General features: G+C 68.3%; 8 protein-coding genes. 3 read left to right on the top strand and 5 right to left on the bottom strand.

From position 1 onward, the window contains the following. Positions 1-92 precede the first annotated feature (92 nt). Positions 93-1994, bottom strand: a complete 1902-nt coding sequence (locus tag J2852_RS29345; protein ID WP_209882535.1) for a glycosyltransferase family 47 protein — start codon at positions 1992-1994, stop codon at positions 93-95. A 15-nt stretch (positions 1995-2009) separates the two neighbouring features. Beyond that, a complete protein-coding gene (locus J2852_RS29340) occupies positions 2010-2351 on the bottom strand; it encodes a tetratricopeptide repeat protein (RefSeq protein ID WP_209882534.1) in 342 nt (113 codons plus the stop codon). Positions 2352-2821: 470 nt separating this feature from the next. Here J2852_RS29340 and J2852_RS32170 point away from each other — a divergent pair, with 470 nt between their 5' ends. Next, the gene (locus tag J2852_RS32170) at positions 2822-4396 is read left to right on the top strand and encodes a M10 family metallopeptidase C-terminal domain-containing protein (protein WP_209882533.1); all 1575 of its coding nucleotides are present in this window, start codon (positions 2822-2824) and stop codon (positions 4394-4396) included. 13 nt (positions 4397-4409) lie between these two features. Here the strand turns inward: J2852_RS32170 and J2852_RS29330 are convergent, their stop codons facing one another. Then, the gene (locus J2852_RS29330) at positions 4410-5648 is read right to left on the bottom strand and encodes a tetratricopeptide repeat protein (protein ID WP_209882532.1); all 1239 of its coding nucleotides are present in this window, start codon (positions 5646-5648) and stop codon (positions 4410-4412) included. A 10-nt stretch (positions 5649-5658) separates the two neighbouring features. Next, positions 5659-6732, bottom strand: coding sequence for a M23 family metallopeptidase (locus tag J2852_RS29325; RefSeq protein ID WP_209882531.1), 1074 nt, complete (start codon positions 6730-6732; stop codon positions 5659-5661). Positions 6733-6874: 142 nt separating this feature from the next. On the opposite strand from J2852_RS29325, the gene J2852_RS29320 reads away from it, so the two are divergent. Beyond that, the gene (locus J2852_RS29320; RefSeq protein WP_209882529.1) at positions 6875-8935 is read left to right on the top strand and encodes a glycosyltransferase; all 2061 of its coding nucleotides are present in this window, start codon (positions 6875-6877) and stop codon (positions 8933-8935) included. Here the strand turns inward: J2852_RS29320 and J2852_RS29315 are convergent. After that, entirely contained in the window at positions 8921-10141 is a 1221-nt protein-coding gene (locus J2852_RS29315) for a glycosyltransferase family 4 protein (RefSeq protein WP_209882527.1), read from the bottom strand. The two genes, J2852_RS29320 and J2852_RS29315, sit on opposite strands and share 15 nt — an antisense overlap. Between J2852_RS29315 and J2852_RS29310 the strand changes: the two genes are divergently transcribed. Beyond that, on the top strand, positions 10141-11298 hold the full coding sequence (locus J2852_RS29310) for a hypothetical protein (RefSeq protein ID WP_209882525.1): 1158 nt from the start codon (positions 10141-10143) through the stop codon (positions 11296-11298). The two genes, J2852_RS29315 and J2852_RS29310, sit on opposite strands and share 1 nt — an antisense overlap. The last annotated feature ends 257 nt before the right edge of the window (positions 11299-11555 follow it).

Below are 11555 nucleotides of genomic sequence, written 5' to 3'. Positions count from 1 at the left end.
ACTCCTCAAACCGACGCTCCGCCGCGTCCTGCCTATCCAAACTCGCCTGTGTCATAGACCCTATATGGGATCAGATTTATGACACAGTAGTACTAGGGCAGGTCGCGACCGGCCCGTAGGGCCGACCTGATCTGGTTGCGCCAGTAACCGACCATGGCCTTGTCGAGCCGGCGGGGAGTCGCCTGTATCCGTTGATACTCACGCTCCAGGAAGGCTTCGTCGATGATGTCCCACCGGTCCACCGCGACCAGGGGCAGGTCCGCGAAGGAGCGCATCCACGTCCCGGTCTGGACAATCGGGATGACGCCGAGGGAGACCGCCTCCCAGGTTCGGTGGCAGTCTGGCCCGTTGCCTGGTGGCGAGATGCAGAAACGGTGGCTTGCCAGTTCCTCCAGATAGGGCCGGTAGGGTTTGGGTGGGGACTGCGTGACGAAGGGCTTGTCCTTCAGGAGATCGAAGATGGGCTGGCGCGCCGCGCGGTTCGTCCTGATCTCGAAATTTGCGTAGAGCAGGCCGGTCTTTGGCCGGTCCTCGCGGGCGACGGCGCTGAGCGCTGCCGTGTCCCCGTGCGGCCATTGGGCGTTGGCGAGACCAATGGGAAGCGCCGACAGCTTGGGATGCTCCGTCTCCGCGTTCTGGGCGAAGCAGTGAATCAGCCGGACATCGTCCAGGAAGGGCCGGTAGCGATCGCCGATCCGGTGGTCGCTGTTGTGACAGACCAAGACGAAGCGCTGCGTCAGGTGCGGCAGGATATGGAGGATGAAGCTGTCGAGCAGATATGGATAGACGAAGATGACGGACGCCCGCTGCAGTTCGCGGAGTTGGGCCGCCCCCTCGACGGTCAGGTGGTTGCGAGGGCCTGCGAAGCGGCACAGGCGGATCGCCGGGGTGGCCCGCAGGCTGGTGTGGAATGCATAGGTGGAGTCGTCGATCACCGAGATGTCGGCTAGGGCCTGAAGGCGCTCCCCCGTGATGATCTCCGCTTCCGGCAGATCGGCCGGAATGGCCGGGGGCGGTGGGGCAGGCGGTACGGCGACGATGGGCGGGCGTGACCGGTGGACGGCCAGATCCTTGGAATGGATGTGCAGGTTGACGATGGGCCAGAATCGCTCGCCGCCCTCCGGTCCTGTGCCGCCCAGATGCGGGATGCGCCGCCCCTCGGCATCGGGAATCAGGCGAAAACGGTAATTGGATGGCTGATAGACGGCGCTTTCGTTGAGGAAACCGACCGTGCGCCGTCCCCGCACGTTGCGCGGATCGACGCCGCCCAGATACTGGCCGAGCGCGCCGGTGTCGAACACGGCCTGGATCGCGTCGAAGTTCCGGCTGTAGAACGCCGGGTCGGCCGGGGTGTGTCCGGCTAGGCTGCCCACCGGCGGCGGACCACCCGTGGGGATGACGGGAAGCGCGTCCATGAAGGCCGGCCCCAGCCGCTCACGAAACAGGCCCAGCAGGATCATGTCGTTGATCCGCACGCCGGGATTGCGCGCGAAGAACTCGGCGATGAAATGGGTGAAGCTTCCCATCGCAGCGGCGTCGCGGGCATACATCAGCCCGGCAATGCCGCGCCGGTCGTTGTCGAAAGGAACGGCGAGGCCGGGATAGAGCCGCTCCAGTTCCGGACACAGCTGTTCGGTGTCGGCGTAGAGGAGGTTATCGGTTTCCAGGTGGAGGACATTGGTGAGGCCGAGCGCGGCCATTGCAGCCTCGACATGGAAGAACCGCTCGATGACGTAGGTCCAGAAGCCAAAGCGGAAGGCGCGGTCCGTAGTGGCGGTTTGGCGGAATGTCTCCAGCTTCGGCGAAACCGGCAGTTCCTCCACAGGAAGCAGGCGGATGCCGAGCGCGGGGTCCGGCGGCGTGGCGGCCATGGCCGCCGCGTTGCCGATCAGCAGGATCTCGCCCTCGTTGAACAGCCGCGCCTGGGCGAGCGCGTCGTCCAGATAAGGCGGCAGCGCGTCACCCAGGTGAACGAACACGATGGCTGAAGACATGGCTGGTCCGGTGTTTCAGCGGCCAAGCGGCGATAGCCGCGGGGGAATCGGCGACGCGGCGTGGGCGTACGCCGCGTCCACCGTGAAGCCGAGGTCGAGTTCGACGGTACCGGATTCGGCCCTGCCCCTGCAGGCGCGCCAGTGTGGCACCGGCCGCTCCGGAAGATGCGAGGGGGCGAGCACAATGGCCTGATGGAAGCAGGGCAGGGCTTCGTCCAGCCGACCGAGAGCGGTCAGAATCACCCCGGCGTTGTGGTGGGCCTCGGCGGCCAAAGAGGCGACGGCGATGGCGCGGCGCGCGAATCCGAGGGCTACCGCGCTGTTCCCGCCGCCATGCAGGGTTAGGGAAAGCATCATCAGGACGGCCGGGTGATGGGAATGCTCCGCCAGAAGAGCCCGGCAAATTCTCTCCGCTTTCCCAAAATCACCGGCCCGCCAGCACGCGAGGGAACAGGCCAGAGAATGAGCCAGGACGTAGGAGGGATCGTCGGTGGGGGGCATCACGCGAAGCGGGGCTCGCTTGTGTTGCGAAGAGATTGCCTTGCGGAACAAGATGATTGCACACGGGCGCGCGGACCGTTCTTGTAGCAGAGCAGCGTCCTTTCCGTCCATTGCCGATCGTGTGTTCGGTATGGGCGATTCGGTCCAGCTTTTCTCTCAAGCCGAGGCGAAACATCGCATGGACATCACGGCAAGAAGGAAAAGAGCGACGTTGTCGGGGCACCGTGAATTCGCTAATTTCCCCACAATTTGCAGAAAATCGCGCAACCAGCAGGCGCACTGCGATAGAACGAATTTCCCCGGTCCGGGGCCAGGAGAGATTGCTTATGGCGACGCCCACCAGCAGCGAGCGGGTTTCTGAGGTTCTCAGCTCTTCGCAGGCCTACATCAACGCGCTTTTGTCCGAGACCAAATGGGGCGGACCGGTCGGAACGGGCCTGTCGCTGACCTACAGCTTTCCCACCTACGGCAGCAGCTGGTCGTCGGCACCGGTGGGCACCGGCGGCTATGGCCCCAGCACCGGCAGCGGGGAGCCCTGGGGGAACAACCTGACGCCCCTGAACGCGATCCAGCAGAGCGCCTTCGTCCAGGCCCTGCAATCCTGGTCGGCCGTCGCCAACGTCAGCTTCGTGCAGGTGTCCGAAACCCCGTCGCAGGTGGGCGACATCCGCGTGGCCTTCAGCGCCACCCTGCCTTCCAGCACCTCCGGCCACGCCTATTTCCCGTACAGCTCCGAGGGGGCGGGCGGAGACATCTGGCTCAACCCCAACGGTTCGGCCAACCAGTCGCCCCAGCCCGGCAACTTCGGCTTCATGGTGATGGTGCATGAGATCGGCCACGCGCTGGGGCTGAAGCATCCCTTCGACGGCGCCATCACGCTTCCGTCCGGCACGGAGACCAACCAATACACCGCGATGTCCTACAACAACGCTCCTGGAGCGGGGGTCTTCCCGGCCGGGCCGATGCTGTACGACATCGCGGCGATCCAATACCTGTACGGCGCCAACACCTCCTACCAGACCGGCAACGACACCTATCAGTTCAGCGCCTCGGCGGAGGAACTGAGGACCATCTGGGATGCCGGCGGGATCGACACGTTCGACGCGTCCAACCAGGTTCTGGGGGCGACCATCAACCTGAACGCCGGCGGCTTCAGCTCCATCGGCGTGAAGGGCGGCGGCTCCCCGGCGCGGCAGAACATCGCCATCGCCTATGGGGCCGTCATCGAGAACGCGGTCGGCGGCACCGGGTCCGACGTGCTGACCGGCAACGCTGAAGGCAACGTCCTGGAGGGGCGGACCGGCAACGACACGCTGTTCGGCGGGGCCGGACGGGACGTCCTGCGCGGGGGCGCCAACAACGACCTTCTCTGCGGCAACCAGGGCGAGGACACGCTGTTCGGCGACGACGGCGACGATCAGCTCTACGGCGGGGTGGACAACGACACCCTGTGGGGCGGTGAAGGAAACGACCAACTGAACGGGGACAACGGCGCCGACCTCCTGTTCGGCAATCGCGGGTCCGACACGCTGTTCGGCAACATGGGCTCCGACAGCCTCTACGGCGGTGCCGGCGATGACCTGCTGTACGGGGGCCGCGACGACGACCGGCTGTACGGCGACGTCGGCAGTGACACGTTGGTCGGCGGTCTCGGGTCCGACATGCTGTTCGGCGGCGATGACGCCGATGTGTTCCGCTTCCAGGTGGGGGATGGAGCCGATACGATCCTGGACTTCAACTACGCCGCCGGCGACCGGATCGAGCTTGCCAGCGGGCGGGGCTATGCCCTGAAGGCGGTCGGTTCCAGCAGCATGATGCTCGACTTCCTGAACGGCGACACGATCACCTTGGCGGGCAACACGCCAAGCCAGTTTTCCGCGTCCTGGCTGGTGTTCGTGTAACGGGAACTCCTCCTCACCCCCCCGACGTCGCCGCGACGAGCTGGCACAGCTCGTCGCGGAGTTGGGCGACGACCGGTTCCCAAAGGCCGAGGGACGGCTGCCGGAAAAGCCGCAGGGTGGGATACCAGGGGCTGTCGGACCGGCCGCGCATCCAACGCCAGTCCGGGTCGGCCGACAGCAGCACCCACGCCGGCTTTCCGAGCGCGCCGGCCAGATGCATGACCGCCGTGTCCACGCCGATGACCAGATCCAGCGTGGCGACGACCGCCGCGGTGTCGGCGAAGTCGCCGAGCGTCGCGCCATGCCGGATCACCCGCTCGCCGCCCGCCACCTGCTCCAGATCGGACTCGGCGGCTCCCTTTTGCAGGCTGTGGACCTCCACGCCCGGCAGGGCGAGAAGCGGGGCCAGTTCCTTCAGGGTGCAGGAACGGTGGAGATCGTCGGGATCCTCCGCCCGCCCCGCCCAGACGAGGCCCACCCGCAAGGGGCCATCACTCCCGGCACGCTCCGGGATCGGCGTCTTCAGATAAGGCACCGAAGCGGGGATCGTGTCGAGGGTGGTCCCGAACAGGAGCGGCAGGCTCATCAGGGGGACATGGGCGGCGTAGGGCGGCACGGCCTCCCCCTCGGACAGGACGCTCGCGCACCCTTCCAGCCCGGCCATCAGACGCCGCAGCTCCTTGGGCACGGCCAGCACCACCCGCGCGCCACGGGCGGCGGCCAGAGGCACATAGCGGGCGAACTGGATGCTGTCGCCGAAGCCCTGCTCGGCATGGACCAGGAGGGTTTGGCCGTCGAGCGGCCGGCCGTCCCAGAACCGATCCCAACGCGAAATCCAGGGGACCGGCCCCTTGAGCCGCCACCGCTGCTCGTACAGCCGGAACCCCTCCTCGACGGCACCGGCGCCCAGCAGGGCCATGGCCAGATTGTAGCCGATGCGCGCGTCCTGCGGGGCGAGCGCATGGGCGGTGCGGAAATGCGCAAGCGCCTCGTCCGCACGGCCCGCCTTCATCAGGCTGACGGCCAGGTCGCCGTGGACCGCCCGATTCCCGGCCGCCACCGCGGCGGCGAGCAGGTGGGCCGCACCGGCATAGTCGCGGCTCAGATGATGAAGCACGCCGAGCCGGTGGAGGACGCCGGAATGGTTCGGCTCCTCCCGCAGCAGGGCGCGGCAGGCCTCGACCGCCTCGGCGAACCGGCCGGCCTGGAAGAAGGCATCCACGTCAGCAAGACGGCGATCCGCGTGCGTCATGGCCGGAGGCCTACCGGATCTCGACGCGGCGTTCCAGCTCAACCACGGGCTTGCCGCCGCGAACCAGCGTGAAGACGCCACGGTACGAACCCGGCACCCACCCTTCCGGAGGCTGCTTCACGCCGCTGAAGCCGAACCAGGAGACGTTGGACGCGGAGAGGACGTTCATGCGTTCCGACAGGACGCGCCCGTTGGGCGCCACGATGCGGAACCGGGCTTCGTCGCCGGCCATGGTCCCCATCACATCGACCCAATAGACCAGGCTGCTGGAAGCGCGGCCCAGCACCTCCTCGCGATGGGCGCCACGCCGGGTCTGTTCGGCGTCCGGCGGATCGGCAGCGAAGCCGGCGACCAGACCGGCGCTCTCGCGGTAGGCGAGCTTGGCGGCGGCGGCGGCGCTCCACAGCGGCGCGCGCGGGGCGTTGCAGTCGCCAGCGTTTTCCGGCCCACTGTTTTTCGGGCCGACGAAGGGGTCGATCGTCGCCGAACCCCGGCGCAGCTCGAAATGCACATGGGGAAACATGGTCAGGCCGGACAGCCCGATCAGCCCCAGCTTCTGGCCGGCTTCCACCCGTTCCCCCGGCTTCACCGCGACGCTGCCCCGGCGCAGATGGCCGTAGATCGTCTGCCAGCCGTCCCCGTGATCGAGGATGACGGTGTTGCCGCCGCCACGGTTGCGCAGCGTTGCGGGGTCGGCGTCCCGCATGTCCACATCGTCCATCTCGTCGCGCGTCGCGCGCACGATGCCCGGCGCCGCGGCGACGACCGCCACGCCCTGGCGCATGGCCGGATGATCGGGAACCCGGATGTCGGTTCCGCCGTGCCCGTCGTAGGACAGCCGGCCGCAGGCGTAGTCGCGCCGGCCGGGGCCGGGGTCGTGATCGACGTAGTTCTGCACGAAGCAGCGCTCACCCATCGCGCAATCGACCGGCAGTTCCAGCACGGGCGGATCCGCCGCCGCCGGAGCCGCAAGCCCGCCGGACAGCATCAGGGTGAAGGGAAGCAGAACGGCCGCGAAGCTGAGAAGGGCAAGGCAGCGGAACCGGCGGACCGGCGGGGTTCTGTCGGTCGGAATCTCGGGCATGAAAACTCCGCGTGAAAACTCTGGCTGGTCCGGAAGGGCCGCGTTCGGACGGACGGGCGGCGGCACCGGATACGGAAGTGGCTTGGCCTGAGGGGGGCTTCGGCGCTACTCCTCGGGAACCGCCTCATGGGACGTGGGAATAGTGCCCAGGGCACTCCTGGAATGCAACGAGATGCCCGACCCGTCAAAACCCGTTTCCGTCTGCATCGTCACGCATGAATTCGCCGGCCTGCCCGGCAGCGGCGGCATCGGCACCGCCTTCGCCGGCCTCGCCGAGGCACTGAGCGCGGCGGGCCATGCCGTGACCGTCCTGTGCACGGGCCTTCTGCCGGTGCCGGCCGGGTTCGAGACCGATGGCGCGGCGGCGAAGGCCGGGGTGACGGTCGTCCGGCTGCCGGACAGCCCGGTTCGGGTCGAGGGCGACCAGTTCCTGCGCCTGTCGCACGACGTGTTCGCGTGGCTGGCCGAGCGGCGCTTCGACGTCGTGCATTTCGCCGACTGGACGGGGTTGGGCTTCTGCGCGACCGCCGCCAAGCGTCAGGGTCTCGCCCTCGCCGGCACCACGCTGGCGGTGGGGCTGCACGGCCCGACCCGCTGGGTGCGCAGCGCCACCGGCGGCGGGCTGGAAGGCTCCGGCGAACTGGCCATCGATTTCCTGGAACGGCGGTCAGCCGAATGGGCGGACGTCGTCGTCAGCCCAAGCCGCTATCTGCTCGACTGGCTGCGCGGCGCCGGCTGGTCGCTGCCGGCGCGGGCCGAGGTGCGGCAGAACATCCTGCCCCGCCCCGCCGGATCGGCCGTCTCCCCGCCCACCGCGCCGCGTCCCGTGCGCGAGCTGGTCTTCTTCGGACGCCTGGAAACCCGCAAGGGCGTGACGCTGTTCTGCGACTCCCTGGACCGGCTGGCGGCGGAGGGCGGCTTCCCGGATCTTGGCATCACGTTCCTGGGCGGTTCGGCGCCGGTCGATGGCGAGGACGGAGCCGCCTACGTGCGCCGCCGGGCGCGGGCTTGGCCCTGGCCGGTGGGTTTCCGGCACGGCCTTTCCTCCTCCGAGGCCCTGGCCTATCTGGGCGGCGAGGGCCGGCTGGCCGTCATTCCCTCGCGCATCGAGAATTCCCCCTGCACCGTGGCCGAATGCCTGATCCGGGGGCTTCCCTTCCTGGCGAGCCGGGTCGGCGGAACCGCCGAGTTGATCGCCGACGAGGACGCCGAACGGGTCCTGTTCGTCCCGGAGGCCGAGGCTCTGGCGGCCCGGCTCGGCCGGACGCTGCGGGACGGCGCCGCCTCGGCGCGGCTGCGCATCGCCCAGGATGCCGTTGCCAAGGAGTGGCGCGCCTGGCACGTCGCCGAGGCCGCCGCTCCGCCGGCACCAAGCACGGAACCGCCGGCCGAGCGGGATCCGGCCGCCATCGGCTACACGCTAATCGCCGATCCCCGGATGCGCCTGCTCGACGGGGCGGCCGGGCGGATGGCCGCCGTGGCCGCACGGACCGGAGCGGCCGTCGTCACCGGAGCCGTGGACGAGGAGGGGGGATCACGCCGCTGGCTCGCCCCGGGCGGACCGGCGGCGCTCGCCGCGTGGGGCGACGTGGCCGGATCCGGTCCCCTGCTCGTGCGCCGTGACCTGCTGGACGGAACGGCCCAGCGGAACGGCTGGCTGACCGGTCTGCTGCTGGCCGGGCACCGCATCGAGGTCATGCCGGTGCCGATGGCCGCCGCCGTGGAGCCCCCGGCACCGGCAACGCCCGCGGAGCGTCTGGCGCCCTTCCTGGCGACCGGCACGGATGAGACGGTCGCCGATCTGGCGCGGCTGGCCGTGGGGCTGGACGCCTTGGCGGCACGGATGTCGGCCGAGCGGAACGGCCTCGCCGCCGCCCTGGAGCAGGCGCGCGGCGAAGCGCAAGCCCTGCGGACCGAGCGGAACCGGCTGGCCGCCGCCCTGGAGGGCACCACCGTGCCGCCGGAAGCGGCGGAGCGGACGGCGCGCCTCGCCGGGCTGCTCGGGTCGCGCTCCTGGTCCCTGTCCGCGCCCTTGCGGCGGCGGTTCGGCGGGGTCGAGGACGCGCGGCTGGCGGGTTTGCCGGCGGACCGCGCGGCCGAGACGATGCTCACCTCAGTGTGGTGGGACCTCGCCGCCCCCTGGCGTCTGGCCGCCCGCCTGTGGCGGTGGGGGCGCCGCCGGCTGCGCTCACCCCGCGCGTAGACCCAGGCTCTTCAGCATCCGGTCGATCCGCAGGTCCCAGGTCCATTCTTCCTGCATCCGCCTTGCGGCCGCCTCGCCAACCGCAAGGGCGGCGGCGCGGTCGGTGTAGACGCGTTCCAGCGCGTCCACGATCTCGTCGATCGCGGATTCGCCCCAGCCGTCGGTCCCCATCCCGTCCGGGCCGGCGGTCACCGGCGCCTGCGCGCGCAACGGGTAGCAGGGAATGTCGGCGATGAGGTCGCGGTGCCCGGTGTTGTCCGACAGGATGGTCGGAACCCCGCAGGCCATCGCCTCCATGGCGACCAGATTGGTGCCGCCTTCGCACCGGTTGGGAAACAGGGCGACGTCGGCCTGCCGCAGCAGCCTGCCCATTGCCGTGTTGGGCACGGGCGGCGCGACCTGGAAGGAGCCTTCCGGCAACCCATTGTCCCGCAGCCAGCCGGCCACATCGACCCGCCCCTGCGCATCGAGCCGGGGAGCAACGTCAAGATGGGGAGAGCGGGCCATGCTTTGCGCCACGGTGGGCCAAGGGCTGAACCAGCCCGCGACCAGAAGCGCGTCCGGATGGCGTTCGTGGAAGCGGCGGAAGGCGGCGACGGTGATGTCCTGCCCCTTGCGGAATTCCAGCTTGCCGCCGGAATAGACGACGAAACGGCCGCGCGCGTGGTCGCGTGGCGGGCCGGCGTGGAAGATGCGGCTGTCGATGCCCTGGGGGCAGACGTCCACGTGATCCAGTCCGGCGCCGCGCAGCACCTCCGCGGTCCAGGTGGCGCCGGCCGCGATGCGGGCGAACCGCCGGCCGCGCTCCACCGCGTCGGGACCGAGGCTGGTGTCCTCCAGGAAGACGATGGCCAGATCCGGCGCCCCGAAGAGCGAGGTGGAGGCCGGCGCCCAGCCCAGCCCGTTGCCCAGACCGTGCAGGATCGGGAACGCCCCCCGCACGGGGCTGGACGGGTCGGGCCGGCCAGCCAGGGCGTCGGCGATGATGGCGGCGTTGGCGTTCAGCCGCTCCATAAGGCCCGCGTCAACGGTGTTCCGGTCGACGGAAGCAAGCGTGTAGAAGGGCATTGGATCCAGATCGCCGCCCGCCAGCATGTGACGCGCGATGCTCAGACCAAGAACACCCCATCCTGAATAGCTGCCAAGCTGCCAGACGATTCCGACCTTCCGAGCGCCGCCGCCGAGATCGACTTTCGTGCCGGTCATTGGAACGCGCACCGTTCCGGCTGGGGATGGTGGTCATCGGTCGCGGTCGGACCGTTCATCGTCGTCTCTTTCCTGAAAAGGCCGGTGCCGACCCGCGGCCCGACAGTTGTCTACAGGGCGTCCCAGGGCATGCTTGGGGCAGGGTGGCGGCACCATGCGGCAATCTTCCCCTGGATGGCAATCGGCTTTCCGGGATGAGGCCGCTCCTCCTTGACAGGGCGGAGGGGAAAGCCGAAGGTCTGGCTTCTTTTCGTTCAGGACCCGGCCGGCGCGTTTCCCGCACCATGCGCATACTGATCACGATTCCGCACTATTGCGGTCCGCCAAAACCGGATGCGACCGTCCGCTATGGGTCGACGCACGGGGATCAGGCGGATCGCGTCACGGCGCTGCGCGATGCCATCATCGCTTGCCACCGCCATTTCGGTCCACAGGGCATGATGCACAGTCAAGGAGCCAAGCGCATCGTGCGCCGCTCCAACACTGGCTTCGTGACCGGCATCGACGTGGTGGTGGTCACGACGGGCGGGCGGCATCTTCTGGATGCGCTCGACCTGCCGGCCGGCTTCTTCGAACATCAGCCGGTGGACGCGGCCCCCATGATGCTGGGCTTCGCCTGCCACAAGGTGCTGGCCGAGCGATTGGGTCGTTACGATTACTACGGCTACATCGAAGACGATCTGGTCATTGAGGACGCCAGCTTCTTCGACAAGCTGAGCATCTTCAACAAAGTGCACGGGGAATCCAGCGTTCTGCTGCCCAACCGTTATGAAACGGCCCTGGTGTCCAATTACCGGAAGCTCTACATCGACCGCGCAATGCTGGAGCATTTGCCGATCCAGAGCGTCGAGGGGGACGACCGGCGCATCATCCAAGGGCCTTTCCTGAACCGGACGCTGGTGCTGGAACGCCCGTCGAACCCGCATTCCGGCTGCTTCTTCCTGGATGAACGCCAAATGCGGATATGGCGGTCCCGCCCCTTCTTTCTCGACCGCGACACGAGCTTCGTCGGTCCGCTGGAGAGTGCCGCGACGCTTGGAATCCTGAAAACCTTCAAGATCTTCAAGCCGCACGAATCCTGCGCGAGTTTTCTCGAAATCCGTCACGCCTGCAACCGCTACTTGGAGCAGGAGGTGAAAACCATCGCCGATGGATGAACGAGCGGGTGCCGCTGCCGGGCGTCTTGGCAAACCGGCCCTTCGGCGCACCCGGCTGGACCGGGTTTGCGAAAGGACCAGTTCCTGTAGACGTTTGGCGCTGTGTCGGGTTCATTCCACGGACACGACAAAAAGAGAGATGGGCACAACGAATCACCTTGTAACGGTTTCAGCCATCCCCTAGGTTAAAAGAGCCCATCTAACCAGATTCGATGCCGCTTCGTGGCGGCTGATTCCATAGAAGACCAATAGGGAAA

The organism is Azospirillum soli (genome assembly GCF_017876165.1).
Lineage (GTDB): Bacteria > Pseudomonadota > Alphaproteobacteria > Azospirillales > Azospirillaceae > Azospirillum > Azospirillum soli.
This window is presented reverse-complemented; position numbering and strand designations above follow the sequence as displayed.

Coding starts and splice junctions, on each gene's coding strand:
- J2852_RS29345 (WP_209882535.1), bottom strand. CDS start 1,994: ATGTCTTCAGCCATCGTGTTCGTTCACCTGGGTGACGCGCTGCCGCCT.
- J2852_RS29340 (WP_209882534.1), bottom strand. CDS start 2,351: ATGATGCTTTCCCTAACCCTGCATGGCGGCGGGAACAGCGCGGTAGCC.
- J2852_RS32170 (WP_209882533.1), top strand. CDS start 2,822: ATGGCGACGCCCACCAGCAGCGAGCGGGTTTCTGAGGTTCTCAGCTCT.
- J2852_RS29330 (WP_209882532.1), bottom strand. CDS start 5,648: ATGACGCACGCGGATCGCCGTCTTGCTGACGTGGATGCCTTCTTCCAG.
- J2852_RS29325 (WP_209882531.1), bottom strand. CDS start 6,732: ATGCCCGAGATTCCGACCGACAGAACCCCGCCGGTCCGCCGGTTCCGC.
- J2852_RS29315 (WP_209882527.1), bottom strand. CDS start 10,141: ATGACCGGCACGAAAGTCGATCTCGGCGGCGGCGCTCGGAAGGTCGGA.